At 66.9% G+C, this 16,362-nt stretch carries 15 protein-coding genes and 1 pseudogene; 2 read left to right on the top strand and 14 right to left on the bottom strand.

What is annotated here, in order from left to right; all coding sequences use genetic code 11:
* Positions 1 to 48: 48 nt before the first annotated feature.
* The 14 genes and pseudogenes from ACFYW1_RS28130 to ACFYW1_RS28195 all read right to left on the bottom strand — a co-directional run bounded on the left by ACFYW1_RS28130 (position 49) and on the right by ACFYW1_RS28195 (position 13,820).
* A pseudogene (locus ACFYW1_RS28130) lies at positions 49 to 1,035 on the bottom strand (DUF3825 domain-containing protein).
* A 368-nt stretch (positions 1,036 to 1,403) separates the two neighbouring features.
* Entirely contained in the window at positions 1,404 to 2,426 is a 1,023-nt protein-coding gene (locus tag ACFYW1_RS28135) for a hypothetical protein (protein WP_388998983.1), read from the bottom strand.
* Between the two features lie 71 nt (positions 2,427 to 2,497).
* Entirely contained in the window at positions 2,498 to 3,748 is a 1,251-nt protein-coding gene (locus ACFYW1_RS28140) for a hypothetical protein (RefSeq protein WP_388998986.1), read from the bottom strand.
* On the bottom strand, positions 3,741 to 4,028 hold the full coding sequence (locus ACFYW1_RS28145; RefSeq protein ID WP_388998989.1) for a hypothetical protein: 288 nt from the start codon (positions 4,026 to 4,028) through the stop codon (positions 3,741 to 3,743). The genes ACFYW1_RS28140 and ACFYW1_RS28145 overlap by 8 nt, the downstream gene beginning before the upstream one ends.
* Before the next feature lie 405 nt (positions 4,029 to 4,433).
* Complete coding sequence (locus ACFYW1_RS28150) at positions 4,434 to 5,297, bottom strand: SAM-dependent methyltransferase (protein WP_388998992.1); 864 nt, start codon at positions 5,295 to 5,297, stop codon at positions 4,434 to 4,436.
* A gap of 240 nt (positions 5,298 to 5,537) precedes the next feature.
* Positions 5,538 to 6,386 carry an SAM-dependent methyltransferase gene (locus ACFYW1_RS28155; protein WP_388998995.1) on the bottom strand — a complete coding sequence of 283 codons (849 nt, stop codon included), beginning with the start codon at positions 6,384 to 6,386 and terminating at the stop codon, positions 5,538 to 5,540.
* Positions 6,383 to 7,663 carry a cytochrome P450 gene (locus ACFYW1_RS28160; protein ID WP_388998997.1) on the bottom strand — a complete coding sequence of 427 codons (1,281 nt, stop codon included), beginning with the start codon at positions 7,661 to 7,663 and terminating at the stop codon, positions 6,383 to 6,385. Before ACFYW1_RS28160 ends, ACFYW1_RS28155 begins: the two co-directional genes overlap by 4 nt.
* A gap of 41 nt (positions 7,664 to 7,704) precedes the next feature.
* Positions 7,705 to 8,964 carry a cytochrome P450 gene (locus tag ACFYW1_RS28165; protein ID WP_388999000.1) on the bottom strand — a complete coding sequence of 420 codons (1,260 nt, stop codon included), beginning with the start codon at positions 8,962 to 8,964 and terminating at the stop codon, positions 7,705 to 7,707.
* A complete protein-coding gene (locus ACFYW1_RS28170; protein WP_388999003.1) occupies positions 8,961 to 9,569 on the bottom strand; it encodes an ATP/GTP-binding protein in 609 nt (202 codons plus the stop codon). Before ACFYW1_RS28170 ends, ACFYW1_RS28165 begins: the two co-directional genes overlap by 4 nt.
* The gene (locus ACFYW1_RS28175; RefSeq protein WP_388999006.1) at positions 9,550 to 9,906 is read right to left on the bottom strand and encodes a DUF742 domain-containing protein; all 357 of its coding nucleotides are present in this window, start codon (positions 9,904 to 9,906) and stop codon (positions 9,550 to 9,552) included. Before ACFYW1_RS28175 ends, ACFYW1_RS28170 begins: the two co-directional genes overlap by 20 nt.
* Positions 9,899 to 10,306 (bottom strand): roadblock/LC7 domain-containing protein, encoded by a 408-nt coding sequence (locus ACFYW1_RS28180; protein WP_388999009.1) that lies wholly within the window; start codon positions 10,304 to 10,306, stop codon positions 9,899 to 9,901. The genes ACFYW1_RS28175 and ACFYW1_RS28180 overlap by 8 nt, the downstream gene beginning before the upstream one ends.
* Positions 10,306 to 11,664: an ATP-binding protein gene (locus tag ACFYW1_RS28185; RefSeq protein ID WP_388999012.1), complete on the bottom strand. Its 1,359-nt coding sequence runs from the start codon at positions 11,662 to 11,664 to the stop codon at positions 10,306 to 10,308. Before ACFYW1_RS28185 ends, ACFYW1_RS28180 begins: the two co-directional genes overlap by 1 nt.
* A gap of 90 nt (positions 11,665 to 11,754) precedes the next feature.
* Positions 11,755 to 12,279, bottom strand: coding sequence for a hypothetical protein (locus tag ACFYW1_RS28190; protein WP_388999015.1), 525 nt, complete (start codon positions 12,277 to 12,279; stop codon positions 11,755 to 11,757).
* A 1,061-nt stretch (positions 12,280 to 13,340) separates the two neighbouring features.
* Positions 13,341 to 13,820 (bottom strand): ATP-binding protein, encoded by a 480-nt coding sequence (locus tag ACFYW1_RS28195; protein ID WP_388999018.1) that lies wholly within the window; start codon positions 13,818 to 13,820, stop codon positions 13,341 to 13,343.
* A gap of 159 nt (positions 13,821 to 13,979) precedes the next feature.
* Here ACFYW1_RS28195 and ACFYW1_RS28200 point away from each other — a divergent pair, with 159 nt between their 5' ends.
* Both ACFYW1_RS28200 and ACFYW1_RS28205 read left to right on the top strand, forming a co-directional pair.
* On the top strand, positions 13,980 to 15,383 hold the full coding sequence (locus tag ACFYW1_RS28200) for a helix-turn-helix domain-containing protein (protein WP_388999021.1): 1,404 nt from the start codon (positions 13,980 to 13,982) through the stop codon (positions 15,381 to 15,383).
* Positions 15,380 to 16,261: an aminoglycoside phosphotransferase family protein gene (locus ACFYW1_RS28205; protein WP_388999024.1), complete on the top strand. Its 882-nt coding sequence runs from the start codon at positions 15,380 to 15,382 to the stop codon at positions 16,259 to 16,261. Before ACFYW1_RS28200 ends, ACFYW1_RS28205 begins: the two co-directional genes overlap by 4 nt.
* Positions 16,262 to 16,362: the final 101 nt, after the last annotated feature.

Here is a 16,362-nt window from a genome sequence, read left to right on the forward strand (position 1 = left end):
TTCGCTTTGCCTTGTTCTTGCGTGGAGCGGAGTTGTTGAGCCGGAGCTTTAGAAGGTCAGCCAGGGGGCGTGCGGCCGAGTCACGAGACGGGCTCTCCTGTAGGCCGAATCCAGCGAGATCACTTCTTCCGCCACATAGCTGTCGCGAATTCGCGTCAAAGCGAGGGCCGCGTCAGGGCGGGCAGGGGTGGAGAGGAAAAGCGGGAGAAGTATCTGCACCGCTGATTTCTTGGTATTCTATGACGGCACAGCTGTGCCCGGCATTCGCGCGGCCAGGTCGCGGGCATGCTCCACCGCGGCCCTCATCGCGAGCCCGAGCCCGTAGGGAATCTCTTCGGCGGCGCGCGAAAAGTTCACCGAAACCAAGTGCGTGATGCTGGATATCCTGGACTCCAGCGGGAGGTTCCAGTCGAGGTAGTAATCACTCGGCTCTTTGGAATAGACCGCCGGACCGGGAAGCTCGGGGAACCGTTCCAGGTGGCTGCTGCCAGAAACGTGCCAGTTTTTCAAGAACCATGGCTTGAGGTCCTCACGAGAGTTGGCGACAAAGACTCCGTAGATGCCTTCCTGGTTCTCCGTCGAGAGGCCCGTGTTGAAGACAGCCGCCCGACTCTCGTGGTCCAGGAGCACCGCCCCGTCATCAATCGCCCGAGCGAAAGTATTATTGATGTAGTACTGGAGAACGCCGATGTTCTCGGGATGCTTGGAGTAGGTGTCCCACCAGGGCTCAGGGGAAGCGACTTCTACGAGAAGGTCAAATATGTCCGGATTCCCGATTCTGGATTCCCTTTCTCCTTGCGTCCTTACCCTTCCCAGCCATGCGAACTCGTAGAGGAATGATTCCGCAGCCCTTTCCCTTGGTGCTTCCGAGTCGGATACATGACCAGGTGCCCTCTCGATATCAATGGGGGTGATTTGGTGAGTCGTCATCAGGGCTTTCCTTATTCTTCTTTGTTGAAGGTCCGAGTTGTAGAGTGCGGTGCCATTCCCTGCGGCCGCGATGAGCTCCCTCTGAATTGGTAACGAGAGAGGCATGCCGGCCTCGTTGGCACTGTCATGGGCCTGGTTCAGGGACCAAAGGCGGTCGGCATCAAATCCTTGCGGCCGAAGAGCCCGGGTACTTTGTCCGGGCTCTGCTCAAGTAGCTTCGCCAGGTCTTCACGGGGAACGACGGGATGGCTCAGGTCGGGAAGTTCTGTCAACTCCAGGCCGGGACGGCATATTCTGGTTCCGTCATGCGCCCTCAGATTTGGACCGTGAACGGCCGTCAGGACTGGTAATTGCCAGGGTGAGGCGAAGCGGACGTTGGGCATCCGGAGGTACATGGGAGAGATGCGGTCGGAAATACCGACTCTGTGCGACAGATGATCGGGGTGTGTGGCCGCGATGGTGGGTGCCCCAGGTCAGGGGTGTGCCGCGTGCGCTGCGGAGTGGTCCCCTTCGATCCGGCGCATGACTTCGGCCGTGTGCCACCAGACGGCGGGTGGCACTGCCCAGTACAGGGGGCCGCCTGATGCGGTGCGGGGAGGCAGGTGCAGGACGGTGCCGTGTCTCAGGACGCGGCAGTCGGCGTACCGCCACCGGTCGGGCAGCGAGCCGGGTCTCAGCAGGAGGTGCGCGTGGTGGCCCTCGGTGCTGCCGAGTACCGGACCCCACTGCTCGGGAGGAAAGCCGTCGCGGTGCAGGCGGCGCAGCACGTCCCGGCAGGCTTCGGGGCTCATCCGCACTGGCTGTGCGTGTATGCCGGCCACAACGGTGTGGTCCTGGAGACCGGCGAGGGGGTAGTCAGGGGCCTTCTGGACCGTCAGCCCGTCGGGCAGAAGTCTCAGGGAGTCGGCGGACCGTGGCCTGTGCTGCGGTGCCGGCCACGGCCAGGATGACCGCTGGTAGAGCCGACCGGGCGCACCCGGATGACTCGTGCCCGATGTGCCGGCGGCCGAGGCGTGTGCCGGTACGGATCCCGGTGGCGGGCTGACCCCCTCCCGGCCGGACAGGATGCCCTCCGCGACGGCGAGACCGAGCAGCCCGCAGTCGCTCAGGTGTGTGACGCTGCGGAGGCTGTTCAGCGTCTCCCTGACACGGTTTGGGTGTGTGTCGGCCTCTCGGGCGATGACCGTGACCAGCTGGTGGTCCGGCACGTCATAGCGCAGGCCGCGCAGCACCAGGCGGGTTGGCTCATCGTCCAGCAGATCGTCCGGGGGTGCGGGCAGTCTGGACAGGTCGACGCCCCCGCCGGCCAGCACCCGGTAGGCGAGTGCACGATCAGTTTGCGTTTTTGTGCCGAGCCGCGCGTCCCGCAGCTGGGATCGCACGCCACTGACGGTAATGCCCATCTCTGCGGCAATCTCATGGGGATTGAGGCCAATGGCGGTGAGCGCCACCACCTGCCAGCGGCGGGGCGAGAGATCGGGCGAGCCGCTCTGCATCACAAATTTCCTTGATCAAGTAGGAGGGGAGGAGCGACAGCTTGAGAAAGAGCCCGAGCCGGGAAGCGGTCTCAGGCCATGACCGGGTGGTGCTGCAGCCGTTCGGCGTCGGCCCGGCTGATCGGCCCATACTCGACACACGCCTCGCTCAACAGAACCCGCGCCGCTTCGGGGTTTCCGGCGTCCTGCTCGGTGAGACCGAGGTACTCCAGACTGCGGGCCGACCAGAGGTGGGGTGCGCCGGCCCGGAAGAAGGCGTGGGCCAGGCGGGCGTGGTGCCGGGCGGACTCGGTGTCGCCGGCCAGGGAGCAGGCGCGCGACAGGTAGGCGCGGGCCCGGGCGGCATTGTAGGAGTCGCCCGCCCTGGTGAGCTGGTCCATTGCCCGGACAAGCCTCCTGGCGGCCACCGCGGGCTGGCCCTGGACCAGGTCGATTCGTGCATACGTGATGCCGGTGAGCGCGGCACCGAGCCAGGCCCCCGCTTTCATATGCAGTGCCCGTGCTTCATTCAGTGCCCGTCTGGCGGCGGTCAAGCGGTCGCAGGCAAGGTGGGTGGAGCCGATCTCGTGCAGCGCCTGGGCGGCCATGCGCTGGTCGGAATCCTGACGGGCTTGGGTCAGGACTTCGGTGAGCAGCGCCAGCGCCTCCTCGTAACGGCCGGTCGACCGCAGGGCGATCCCCAGAGTGGTGGCCAGGACCAGGGAGGCGGCCGACTCTTTGCAGGCATCGGCGGCCCGCACCGCGAGTTCGTGGGCGAGAATCCAGTCGGAATACCTGCGGTACTGCCGCCAGGCGGGCCACATCGCGTGGACCAGCTGCCACACAAACTCGTGCATGCCCTCCTCGGCAGCCGCGCAAAGCACAACCATGCAGTTGCGGTGCTGGCTTTCCAGCCACTGGAGAGCATCGTGCGGCGTGGCGAAGATGAGGCGATGGTGAGCCCTGGTGCACGAGTGGCGCAGCCGGGCATGGTCAGGGGTCACCAGCTCGTTGACTGCTGACGAGTTGGTCACCAGCCACGTCGCCAGCTGTTCCAGAGGCCGGTCCATTTCGCCGCAGGACCTGCTCAGGCGCCGCGCGTGCTTCCTGGCCACCGGCCCGAGCTCATACAGAGGGCCGCGGACAGGATGTTCCCCGGCGCTCAGCAGCAGCCCCGCCTCGGCCAGTTTCCGCAGCCCGGTGGCCGCGGCGCTCCGCGGCAGGGTATTCGCGCCGACCACGAGGCCGGCATCGAAGTCCGCCGCAGCCAGCGTGCCCAAACTGCGGTAGGCGCGCGCGTTGCGCGCGGACACCGAGGCGTAGGCCCGTTCGAGATCAACCATGGTCACGGCCCTGGAGTGGTGACTTACCGTCCTCCACATAGAAAGCGGGCCCGTAGGGCCCCGCCCGATGGACGACCCCGCCCTCGGCGGCGAGGACTTCCAGAGCGTGGGCGACGTCCTCGGACTCCACGCTGAGGCGCAGAGCGATGATGCCGGCCGGCAGCGCCTGCCCCGGCCGGTAGCCCTGTCGGCGCAGGTAATCGCGCACGTCCTGCACGAGAACGGCCAACGGATCGGCGTTGGTCGGGGCGGGTTGGGGTTTTACGGGTACAAGGGTCATCAGTGGCTTTCTGGGTTGATGCAGTCGAGGGTTGTACCCCCGTCCCCCTTCGCCGCGGACTCGGTGAAGTTGCTGCTTCGCGCGGGGCGTGAGCCGGGCCTCATCTGACGGGCGGCGGTGGGACGGAGACGTGCGGGCGAGAGCGGCTAGGCGAAGGGGGCCCGGTGCGGGGCGATGATCTGCCCGTCGGGGAGCGCCTCGCCGGTGTCCTCGACTATGCCGATCAGTCTTCCGGGTGTCTTTGACGTCCAACTCGCTGTCATGGAAGGGCCTTTCGGTGCTACATGGATGGGTTTTGTTCGCCTGTCCGTGTCGTCCTGGGGTGCGGTGGTCACGGTCGTTCCTGTCGCCGTGGTCAAGAAGGGGAGTGGCCGGTACGGAGCCGGGTTCTGCACACGGGGGGCTTTACGCCGCGGGCGTGGGGGGAGTGGTTCTTGCCGGGCGGTGCAGTGCCACGACGGCGTGGGCGTGGCACTGGTCGGTGCCGGGCAGCTGGTAGTCGGGCGGCGCTGGCCACAGGGCGGGAGGGACCAGGCCCGGGTCGACAGGCGTCCATGGGCCGAGGAGCTGCTCGATGTGGTAGCGCGAGCGGGGCCGGAACACGATCCCGTGCTCGGCGTAGAGGTCGCCCAGTGCCGCCATCGCGTCGGGGGCCGTGTCGGTGGTGGCGTGGGACACGGACAGGGCACTGCCCGGTGGGAGCCCCTCGTGCAGATCCGCCACAACCCTGGCGGCGTCCTCGTCGTTCATCCAGCAGAGCAGATCGTGGCCCAGCACGGCGACCGGATGGCTGAGGTCGATCACGGACGCCACGTCCTCGTGGTCCAGGAGGCGGCCGACCTCCCGTACGTCGGCATGCACCGCGACGGTGCCCGTCCACTCCGCCAAGACCATTTTGGCGTGCCCGTACACGACCGGGTCGCTGTCGACGTACACGACGCTCGGGGCGCAGAAGCGGACGGCCGCATCGTAGGCGTGCAGGGGCGTGGACGGTACGCCGCGGGAGGTGAAGGGCATTCCGCAGCCCAGGTCCAGGAACTGCGTGATCCCGGCACGGGCCATGTACTCCACTGCCCGCTGACCGTAGTAACGGCCAGCCCTCACTGCCTGCGGCAGCCACGGAGCCTCCTGCAGGAGCTGGTTGGCCAAGGCACGGTCGGCCGGGTAGTTGTCGGTGCCGCCTGTGAGGTAGTCCCAGATCCGGGCCACGCCGGGCACACGCGCCCAGTCCGACAGCGGAAGGCGGTGGTGGGAATCGGTTTCGGTCACGGTGCTTCTTTCTGTGCGTGGGTTGGGCCGGCTGCCTCCTGGGCGGGCAGGCCCGGAAGGCAGCCGGGGCGCAGGGCTGTGGGCGGGTTCGAGGGCCGGCCCGCCCGCAGGGGCTGCGCCGTCCTCTCCGGTGCCGGGTCGCCGGGCGGCCCTGCGGTGGCCGCCCCGGCCGGAGAGGCCCCGGGGAAGCTGTGTCCGCACGGAGTACCCGTCCTCGCGGACACAGCTGGTCAGGGGGTGTCAGCGGGGGTCGTCGGGGTGGAGGAGGATGGCTGCGTAACCACCGCTGGGGCCAGGGGGTTCGGGCATGGGGCTCCGGCTCGGGTGGTAGTTGCCCACGGGGGCGATGCCGGGGGCGCGGATGTGCCAGGGGCGGTGGTGGGCTCGCGGTTCGACGAGGTCGCGTATTTCCTCGGCGGTGCGCAGCTTTATGGGCAGTCCGGCCGCGGTGAGGCAGCGGGCGGCGGCCTGGGCCGAGCCGTCCCGGCACAGGTCTGCGGTGGCGTGGGTGAGCGAGATGACGCTTCCGGGCGGCGCCGTGCTGAGGATCGGGGCCAGGACGGCGTGGGCGTCGGCTGCGGAAGGGATGCGGTCCAGGACGTTGTGCAGCAGGAACGCGATGGGCTGTGGGTTGAAGCCGTAGATCGGAAGGTCCCGCAGGATCCGGTGCATGCTCTGCGGATCCTCGTGCAGGAAGCGGTGTCGTGTCCCGCTGGGCAGGAGTCCGGGGCCGTGCCGGATGACGTACGGATCCGTGTCGACATGGAGGACTGTGGCGTCCGGACCGGCAGACGCGGAGGTGTGGGGGAGGCGCGGGTTGGGGGTCGGCAGGCCGCTGCTCAGGTTGACGAACTGTTGTACCCCGCAGTCACGGAACATGCCGACGGTCTTGTGCGTGTAGCGGCGGCCGATCGTCACGGACTCCTCGAACCACGGTGCGACTTTGAGGAGTTCAAGGCCCAGCAAGCGGTCGGCGGGGTGATGGTGGCGTTCCCCGCCGAGCAGCCAGTGGACGAGCCGGGCGGCCGACGGAGCGATGACGGGGTGGGCTGCGGTGGCCGTGGGTACGGCGGTGGCGGGGGCGTTCACGGCCGGGCTCCTTGAAAGTGTGTGGTTGCGGGGCGGTCGAGGCGGGCGGGGAGGGCCTGGACGGAGTTGGAGATCAGGGACGGCACGGGCACAAGCGATTCGGGCGGTACGGCCAGGGACAGGCCGGGGTAGGCGGTGAGCAGGGTTTCGAGCGCGATCGCGGCTTCCATCTGGGCCAGGGGGGCGCCGAGACAGACGTGGGGTCCGCCGCCGAAGGCCAGATGGCGCGTGGGAGGCCGGGTGATGTCGAACCGGCCCGCGGTGGGCCCGTGCTGGGCGGTGTCGCGGCCGGTCGCACTGTAGGGGGCGAGGACGGCATCGCCGGCGGGTATGGTCACGCCGCCTATGCGGAGGTCCTCGGTGGGGTAGCGGGCGAGGAAATTCCCAATAGGTGCGTCCCAGCGCAGCGTCTCCTCGACGATGACGGGCCAGATGTCCGTGTCGGCGTTCAGAGCCAGGCGGAGCTGGTCGGGATGGGTGAGCAGGGCGCGCAGCGCGTTGGTGATGAGGCTGAGGGTGGTTTCGTGGCCGGCGGAGATCATCAGCCAGAGGGTGCCGGTCAGTTCGGCGGTGCTCAGGGTGTCCGGGCTGTCGTTCTGAACGGAGATCAGGGCGCTGACGAGGTCGGTGCCCGGGGTGTGGCGGCGCTCGTCGACGACTTGGTCGAGGAGCGCGTAGATGAGGTGCTGGGTCGAGAGGACTTCGTCGGGGCCGGCGGTGGAATCGAAGATGCTCTGGACCAGGTGTCTCATCTGGGGCCGGTGGTGTTCGGGGATGCCGATGACGTCGCAGATGACGGCCATCGGCAGGGGGTAGGCCAGGTGCTCGCGCAGGTCGACCGCGCCGTCCGGGTGGGCGTGGCGGGGCAGCTCGTGGACGAGCCGGTGGGCGAGGGCGGTGATCTGCGGGCGCATGGCCTTGACGCGTGCGGGGGTGAGGACCTGGGTGACGACTCTGCGCAGGCGGTGGTGGTCCTCGCCGTCGGCCGTCACCATGTTGGTGACCTTGACCATGCCGGTCAGCGGCCAGTCGTCGGGGATCTGGCCGGTGTGCAGGGCGGTCCACCGGTGCCAGTTCTTGCTGACCGCCGGGCTGGTCACCAGTTCGGACACGAGTTGGTGCGTGGTGACGGCCCAGGCTTTCACCTTGCCGGGCAGGATCACCTGCACGACCGGGCCGAGCTCGCGCAGCCGTGCCGCTTCGCCCTGATGGTCTGCGCCGGTGGGGTCCAGGCGCAGAACGGGAACGTGCGGGGCAGTGCGGTGTGATGCTGTCATGATCTACCTCCGGTGCACGGTGCGAGAGCGGGCGGGCGGGGTTATCGGATGGACGAACTCGGTGCGGTGCTGGTGGTCGTGGTGAAGGTCACGGGCAGGGAGGCGAGGTGCCGCGTCCAGGGGGAGGGCTCGGCCACCACGTCCTGGGCGGGGACGGCGAGAGCGATCCGGGGTAGGCCGTACAGGGCCTGCTCGATGGCGATGCGGGCGATCAGACGGGCCGGAGTGCGGGCCGGGCACTGGTGCGGGCCTGTACTGAACCCGACGTGGGACCGGTTGCCGATCTCCGGTTCCGCACCGTCGATGTGGATGCGCGGATCGGTGTTCGTCGCGGCCAGTCCCAGGATCAGGGCGTCGCCGCGGGTGATTGCCTGATTGCCCAGGTGGGTGTCGATGAGGGCGTAGCGTGCGGGCATGTGGGTCATGGGCGGGTCGCGCCACAGGACTTCGTCCAGTGCTTCGTCGACGCCGAGGCGTCCGCCGCGCAGCCGGTTTTCGAACCGGGAGTCGGTCAGCATCAGATACAGGGCCCGGGAGATCCAGGCGGAGAGGGTCTGCTGCCCGGCGGAGATCAGTACGACGAGGGACTGCAGCTTTTCGTCGTCGGACCGCAGGTCCGTGTGCTGGACCAGGGAACTGGCCAGATCTTGCGCACTGTTGGCCTGGCGGGCGCGTATCAGCCGGGCGAGGATCTCCTCGAACCGGCGGTTGCCTTCCTGGGAGTCCTGCGCCGACCCGAAGAGCGCGGCGAGTGCCTCCAGAAGGTTGTGTCCTTCTTCCGGGTTCAGGCCGGAGGCGTGGGCGAGGGCGAGGAGGGGGATTATCCGGGCGTACTCGCTGACCAGGTCCGCGTGGCCGCGGTGTCTGAACGCGGTGATGAGGTCCTGGCATGTCCGTTCGACGGCCCGGCGCATCTGCCGCTGGTCGACGGCCGCCAGGGCGTCGTCCAGCGGGCGGCGCAGGCGGCGGTGTTCCATTCCGTCGGCGCCGGTGACGTTGTCCCGGTAGAACATCATCGGCCCCAGCCCGGAATGAGGTGAGACGACGCCGTTGCGGTAGTCGCCCCAGTTGCGTGAGTCGCGGCTGAAGACGCGCTCGTTGCGGGTGAGTTCCAGCAGTTCGGCATGCCCCATCACCAGCCATGCGTTCACCCCCGGTTCGAGTTCTACCCGGGCCACCGGCCCCGACTTCTCGCGCAGCCACCGGTAGGTGTCGGGCAGGCTGGCGCTGGCGGTGATGGCGGACAGCGGGACTGGGCCGGCAGCCATGTGGGCGGGGCAGCCGGGAGGCGGGGTCGTCATACGAGCTCCTGGGTAGAGGGCGCGGAAGGGGTCGGGCCGAGTACGTGCTTCACGAGGGTGACCAGGGCGTCCCGTGACGAGGCACGGTCGGTGGCGTCGCACTTCACCAAGGGGGTTTCGGACAGCAGGTCCAGGGCCTCCCGCAGTTCCTCATCGCTGTGGTGCGGCGTGTCGGGGAAAACGTTGACCACCACCACGAACGGCAGGCGGTGTCGCTCCAGTTCGCCGAGCACGTCGAAGCTGGCCTCCAGCCGGCGGGTGTCGACCAGGACCACCACGCCGATGGCTCCCTCGGCCAGGCCCCTCCACAAGTCCCAGAAGCGCCGCTGACCCGGCACACCGAACATGTACAGCACGACCGTTTCACTCAACGTGACCCGGCCGAAGTCCATGGCCACCGTCGTGTGGGTCTTCGCAGGGCTGCCGGGTGTGTCGACACCCACGCTCGCGACGGTCATCGGCTCCTCGGTGCGCAGCGGAGCGATCTCGCTGACCGATCCGACCAGGGTCGTCTTACCGACATCGAACGGCCCGGCTATGAGGATCTTCACCGCCGTGGTCACCGTCCCGGGCAGCCCGGAAGGATCAGAGTCTCTGGAGACCATGCAGCACCTCAAGCAGCAGATCGCGGTCGGGGGCGGCGGCCTTGGGAATGGGAAGCCGCCAGGTCAGGTGGTTGGAGTCGACGAGGTCGGAGGCCAGCACACTGACGACGCTGGTCGACAGGTTGAGCCGGGCCGCGGCCTCGACCAGGGACTGCAGACGGGAGCACAGGTCCAGCAGCTGCCGCGCCTGACGGCTCGCCGTCGACGGCAGCGGGTCGTCTGTGCCAGTGGCGATCAGCAGCGTGTCGATACTGAACTGGCGGGAGGCACCGCCCCGCCCGTTCGTCAGCACGAAGGACCGCAGGGGATGATCCCGGTACTCCCCGCTCTCAGCCATGTTCCGGTGTCCTGGCGGGCGTCACCAGATTCTTGCCGAGCTGCTGCACCTGCTGCTGCATCATCTGGGCGATCGTGCCCGGGTCCGCCGCCGAGGACGTGACCACGACGAGCACCGAGCCCTCACCAGCCGCCCGCATGAACACGTGCCCGCCCGTGATCGTCACCACCGACTGGAGAGGGACTGCCCCTGCAGGGCCGAACTCGGCGGCCAGGCCCTTGGCCAGCGACTGCGATCCGCTGACCGCCGCAGCGGTCCGCTCCGCCCTTTCCCGGGAGGTGTTCTCGCAGCAAGCCCTCACCAGACCATCACTGGTGACCAGCACAGTGTGGCTCACGCCCTTCAGCTGCGGAAGGTCGCCCAGCAGCCAGGTGTTCGTCCCGTTCTTCGATACCGACATCAGATCTCGGTGTCCTTCCAGTCGTTGATACCCGTGGCCGCCTCGTCCGAGGCCGCCGTGCCACCTGTGAAATAGGAGGTCATCCAGTTACCGGCTGCCTCGGGCGACTCCTGCGCCACCTCTGCCACGGGCGGCCCGGACGGCTGGACGGGAGCCGCCTCACCACGGAGCGAACGCCGCCGGGGCAGACCCCCGGAATCCTGCGCGGGCCGATGACTGTCCACCGGCTCCACCGCGGCCGTGCTCACTTCGTGGCCCGGGTCGTTCACGGTTGCGGCAGCCGGCGAGCTGAGCGGCACAACCGCCACCAGCTCCTCGGGCACCCGGACCACCGCGCGCAGCCCCCCGTACACCGACTCCTGCACATCCGCGACCAGACCAAGCCGCCGAACGTACTGGCCGACCACCAGCAGGCCCGTCTGCGGGACTTCGCCCAGCTCCGCCAGACCGCCCGGAGCCTGCCCCGAAACCGTCGCCCGCATCCAGGACAGCTCGTGCTCGGTCACCCCCGGGCCCCGGTCGTCGATCTCGATGACCGCGCCCCGCTGCACCGTGCTGACCTGGACAGTCACCCGCGATGCGGGCGGCGACGACTGCGTCGCATTGGCAAGGAACTCGGCCACCGAATGGATCAGCCCCTCGGCCGCCTCCGGGCGGACCGCGACAGTCTGATCACCCGTCACATCGACCCGGTAATACGGCTCGATACGGGCACTGGCCGCACGCGCGACATCCACCAGGGCCAGCGGCTCGGACCACTGCTGACCCGGCACCTCACCGCACAGCACCGCCAGACTCGCCGCACGACGTCCCTGCTGCGCAGCCATGTGATCCAGCCGCATGCACCCCTCCACGACCTCTGAGAAGCCGGCATGCTCCCGGGCCATCTGGTCCGCGACCTGCTGAGCGAGATGCGCAGAGGCCTGGACCCGGCGCGCCAGAGCGACCACGGCCAGCCGGGCCGACTCCTGGTCCTCCGCCCTCGCCCTGGCCGCACCCGCAGCCACGGCCAGCAGCCGCCCGTACAGCTCTGCCGCCTCCTCATCCACAACAGCAGCGCTCTCCACCGAAACCTGCTCGCCGCGCAGAGCCGCCGGCACATCCGCATCCACCAGCTGCCGCAGCGCCTTCACCGCACGGTCGCGGCGGTTCTGCGTCTGCTGCCTCCACCACCGATCCGTGCTGTCCGCCTGCTCGCGCGCGGCACGAGCCGCCCCCTCCACTTCCTGCTGCGCCTTTTCCACCTGCTCCAGCCGGATGGTCAGCGCTTTCACGGCCGCTGCTTTCGACCGGCCAAACCACACGGCACCCACAGCACCGGCGCAGATCAAAATGAGGACAGCTATCTGAATGGTCATGAAACTCTCATGTCGTCAGGAACCTGAAGAGGTGCGCACACCGGCGCGGCCGACCTCGCCTCGAAGACGGAAGGCATCCGGATGAGGCGATCAGGCACAGCACACCTCCCGCAACGACCGCTTCTCACCGCGGATCGCGGGCGAGCGCATCCCACTGAGCGCGTGGTGCAACGCCTCCTGGTCGGTCACAGGGCCCTTGTCCGGACCGGGCGGCTCCACCCAGACGCCTGCCTGGCACAGCGGACCGTAGCCCGGCTCGCACCTGAGGGTGCGAACGTTGGTGTGGCGACTGCACTCGGAGTGCGCGGCACACCAGCTGTCCGCTGCGTCGGACTTCATCAGGATCAGCACCGTGTGATGCTGGCGGCAGACCAGGAACAGGCCCACCGCTTTGCGGGTCTCAAGCAGGTGACCGATTGCGGGCAGACCAATGGCCATATTGACCCGAACCGCACTGAACACGTCCGGGAGCTCCCGATGGGGCTCCGCGCCGAACCCCACCGTCACACCATGCAGGGAAGACTTCTGGGCACAGGCCAGGAGGGATGCCTTCCCCGGAGCAGGCACATCCTCGTCGAGCACCAGCGCGACCGGCTGCTCGACATCCTCCACCACCGGTCGCAGAGCAGTCACCGAACTGCCCTGCCTCACCCCGTCGGCGCCATGTGCGGGCTGGCCCGACAGTCCCCGGAGCGACCCGCCAACGGCAGACCGCGCCAGACCACCGGGCACGCCCCGCATTGCGTTCCCGGCATCGATGACCGGCTGGCGACCACGACTGAACATGAGCATCCTCAAGAGCAACGAAGAAGAAAAGTGAGAAAGGAAAAGGCCACCGGGGCTGGAGAAGCGGGCCGTAACCGACGGGGAATGGCGTACGGACCGCCACGCATCGGCCCCGGTGGCCGGTCTCAGGGGGCTACGAAGAGCCCGGAATCGCAGGACAGCCTGCCAGCGGCGCGCCACCCCAGGTTGAGGAGGGCCGCTGCCGCACAACCGCAGGGCGTCGACAGGACTTCTCGGACGTAAGGGCCCAGGGCGGTTGTCCCACTCGGACGCCGTGTCGAATCGAGGCAGGCACAACCCGTCCAGAGAGCCATCGCGGCCGACGAGGGCGCCGGTGCGCCTGCCTCCGACAAACGCGTAGTCCTCGATACGGGGGTAGCGCATGGGATTCCGATCTGTGCTGGTGAAACTGGAGCTTCGGGCAGCACGGGTAAGGAGATGCCAGACTTGTAGCTGCCCAGGCCGCTGGAACACTGACACGGCCGTTCACTGATGCAGGCAGGGCCCTCTGCCGCCGAGACGATCAGTTCGGCGGGATGACACGCAGCAGTCACGTCGTGCTCTCGGCCGGGTCGGGAAGAAGTGTTTCCACCGGCGCAGCCCAGCCGGCACCGCCGGACAGCGGTCGCACCCACACCGAGTTCTCGCCGTAGACGCCCAGGCCCACGCGCACAACGACTGCTCGTCCTCGGCACAGAGCTGTCGTCCCGACCTGAGGCCATCCAGACCTGTCGGCATGGCACTTCCGTAGGTCTACCGACACGAGGCGTCCCCAATCGATGGACAGGTGCGGGAGGGAGAAAGCGCAAGGAAGTCCCGGGCGTTCGGCACGCTGCAGGCCTTCACGCACATCAGAGTTCTTCTGTCGCGGGAGGAGGATCCGCATCCAGTCACGACGTGCTCCCCTGTCCTGCAGCAGCGAGAGGCCGACGAAAGACGGCTGCGATGTCCTTGCCTTGGGGGCTGGGAGTAATCGCCAGCTTCGCTCCCAGGCCCCGAATGACCCGGAACCCGCGGCCGCCCTCATCGCAGGCGTCGCTGGGTTGCTCTTGGGGAACTGTGGGGTCGTCGTCATGAACCACGACGACCGCGCCATCAAGGGTTCGTTGAACCAGAAGCTCGGCACGGGGCGCACCATCACCGCGCCTGACGTGGACAAGCACGCTCGTGAGCAACTCCGAGACCGTAAGTCCCAAGTCTTCACTCAGCTCTTCGAGGTCCCACATGAGGGCGTGCTCCACAACGATCCTTCTCGCATGACGAACCAGCTCCGCGCTGACGCTCAGACGCATCGTCAACTGACCGTTCATGCAGACGGTTTCACTGCGTGGAGCTCCTACAAGCTCCGCCGCTCCGAGATGGTTCGCCACGTTGGATCCCGTTCGTTGCCCGGAACGCCTTCGCAGGTGCCCGGTTGCGGTGTGTACTGGTCTTGCAGCGATCAGCACCTATTCAAAGAGCGCGCAAGGCAAGCGTGCGGGAGTTGATGCGGATACCTGCAGAAATCCGCATCAGGAAGCTGGAAAGTCATGCCGCAACCAGAGAAGGTCCTCGACCCGGCCCGCTCACCGGAAGCCTGGTTCGGGCACGAGCTCCGCCATCGACGTAAAGCAGCGGGCTTCGCGACAGCACGTCTGTTCGCGGCAAAGGTGCAGGTCGGTGTGGATGCACTCCTGAAGATTGAGAAGGGGAACTACCGCTGCCCAGAAGCACTCGCACCCCGCCTCGATGAGGCCTTGCAGACAGACGGGCTGTTCACCAGAGCATGGGCCATGGTCTTCGCCGATGCGGATAATCGGGGCCGTGATGCGGATAATCCGGCCCGTCAGGGGCAGCGCCGCACCGCACGGCCGCACGAAGGGCGCATCCTGGAGGGAGGTCACCAAAGCTCGTCAACCGGGGGTACTGAACCTGTGGAACGCCGCTCACTTCTCGCCATTGGCAGCCTCGCCCTGCTCGCCCCACTAGATCTCGCCCGTCAACTCATGCCGACAGCCCCCCAGGCGCTGCCCGCCAGGGTGACCTCGAAGGAGGTCAAGCAGCTTCTGGACATCGCCGAAGGTCTTCACGTCTGGGATAACGCTCATGGTGGCGGCGGCCTTGTACGGCAGCTGGCCACACAGTCCGTGCAGTGGGCGGTCAGGCTACTCTCCGTCGAATGCCCGGCACCCCTACAGGCCGACTTCCTCGCTGCCGTAGCACGCTTGAGCCTTGTCGCCGGAGCCTCTCAATTCGACGCATATGAGCACGACCAAGCAAGGCTCGCCTTCAAAGTCGCCGTTGAAGTAGCCGAGGAAGGCAAGCACTGGCACCTGCGGGCCAAGGGCTACTCCTTCCTGGCACGGCAGGCCATCTGGGTCGGTGACGCCGACACTGGACTCACCCACGCCGAGAAGGGACTCGTCCGCTCGGACCGGCTCACAGCGACAGAGCGCGCCATGCTACACACAGCACGCGCACGCGCGTTCGGAAAACTACGGAACGTGCAACAGACCCTGGCTGCAGTCGGAGCCGCCGACGAAGCGTTTGCCCAGCGGTACCCCTCCGAAGACCCGCCATGGATGGCGTACTACGACGAGGCACAACACAACGGGGACACAGCCCACGCCCTCTTCGACCTGGCCATTGGCTTCGAGAACCAGAGCCCCGGGCTGGCCAACCAGCGTTTCCGGAAAGCAGTGCGCGGCCATGGCGATGCATTCACTCGCTCCAGGGCGATCTCTTGCGCCAAACTGGCATCCCTCACCATGGCTAAAGGCGACCCGCTGGAAGCCGTTGCAATCGGGGAACGTGCCATCGAGCTCGGAGGTAACCTCACCTCCCGGCGAGCTGCTGACGACCTGAGGGAGCTCCGAGTCTTCGCCGACCGCCACCAGAAAATTCCTGAGGTGAACGCACTCCGCGAACGCCTCGACGCTACGTTGAAAGCATGAAAAATGTGCGAGACGGCGGCGTAGCGCTCCGAGAAGCCTGCGCTGCTGTGGGACTCACCGCCAGTCCCATAGAGCCAATACGCCTAGCTGAGAACGAAGTCTGGCGCCTTCCCGACGGTGTAATTGCGCGGATCTCTCCCATCGGCCAGCAGGAAACGGCAAGACGGGAAGTCCAGGTCGCCCGCTGGCTTCTGAGCATGGGTGTTCCAGCCGTACAAGTAATCGACGTTCAACAACCAGTCATCGCAGCAGGTAGACCGGTCACCTTCTGGGTCGATATCGGCAAGCACGACCAAGGCACCATCGCAGATGTAGCGGGCGGATTGAAAGACCTTCACTCACTACCGATACCAGACTTCGAAGTAGGTCGGCTCGATCCGTTCATTCGACTTCACGAGCGCCTCACCGCCTCTACGACGCTAAACGGTGATGACAAAGAATGGCTGCTAAGCCTCTACAGGGAACTTTCGGAGGAGTGGGCTGCTGCGCAGAAAAGTAGTAATTCAGAAGGAGTAATCCACGGCGACGCCTGGCCCGGCAACATCGTCCGTGTGCGTGGCTCTTATCTACTGATGGACTTGGAGCGGTTCTCGATCGGTCCCCTCGAATGGGACCTCGTCTCAACTGCAGTACGTTCAAAAACGACTGGGGTCGTTAGTTCGAGCGAATACGAAAAATTCTGCAATCTCTACGGATGTGACGTAACCATGTGGAGCAACTACACAATCGCCTCACGGATCCGTGAACTGCGAATGGTGGCGTTCGCAACACGGCATGCGGCCAGTAATTCGGAATGGAATAATCAAGCCCAGTACCGAGTCGACTGCATACGAGGCAGACGAGGGCCCCGCCCATGGAAATGGAAAGGAATCCTCTAGCTTCTCACGTCGTTCGAAGTAACCTTCACCATGGGGGTCTGTGTGTTGCCCTGACCGTCGCTGATCATCGAGGTACTCCCAGCCCGGGTAAGAAGTCATCT

Source organism: Streptomyces sp. NPDC002669, assembly GCF_042889165.1.
Taxonomy (GTDB): Bacteria; Actinomycetota; Actinomycetes; order Streptomycetales; family Streptomycetaceae; genus Streptomyces.

Bases quoted from the DNA above. Each gene is read 5' to 3' on its own strand.
- ACFYW1_RS28165 (WP_388999000.1), bottom strand. From the start codon at position 8,964: ATGACGACCCCGCCTCCCGGCTGCCCCGCCCACATGGCTGCCGGCCCA.
- ACFYW1_RS28205 (WP_388999024.1), top strand. From the start codon at position 15,380: ATGAAAAATGTGCGAGACGGCGGCGTAGCGCTCCGAGAAGCCTGCGCT.
- ACFYW1_RS28160 (WP_388998997.1), bottom strand. From the start codon at position 7,663: ATGACAGCATCACACCGCACTGCCCCGCACGTTCCCGTTCTGCGCCTG.
- ACFYW1_RS28175 (WP_388999006.1), bottom strand. From the start codon at position 9,906: ATGGCTGAGAGCGGGGAGTACCGGGATCATCCCCTGCGGTCCTTCGTG.
- ACFYW1_RS28185 (WP_388999012.1), bottom strand. From the start codon at position 11,664: ATGACCATTCAGATAGCTGTCCTCATTTTGATCTGCGCCGGTGCTGTG.
- ACFYW1_RS28145 (WP_388998989.1), bottom strand. From the start codon at position 4,028: ATGACCCTTGTACCCGTAAAACCCCAACCCGCCCCGACCAACGCCGAT.
- ACFYW1_RS28140 (WP_388998986.1), bottom strand. From the start codon at position 3,748: ATGGTTGATCTCGAACGGGCCTACGCCTCGGTGTCCGCGCGCAACGCG.
- ACFYW1_RS28170 (WP_388999003.1), bottom strand. From the start codon at position 9,569: ATGGTCTCCAGAGACTCTGATCCTTCCGGGCTGCCCGGGACGGTGACC.
- ACFYW1_RS28135 (WP_388998983.1), bottom strand. From the start codon at position 2,426: ATGCAGAGCGGCTCGCCCGATCTCTCGCCCCGCCGCTGGCAGGTGGTG.
- ACFYW1_RS28200 (WP_388999021.1), top strand. From the start codon at position 13,980: ATGCCGCAACCAGAGAAGGTCCTCGACCCGGCCCGCTCACCGGAAGCC.
- ACFYW1_RS28180 (WP_388999009.1), bottom strand. From the start codon at position 10,306: ATGTCGGTATCGAAGAACGGGACGAACACCTGGCTGCTGGGCGACCTT.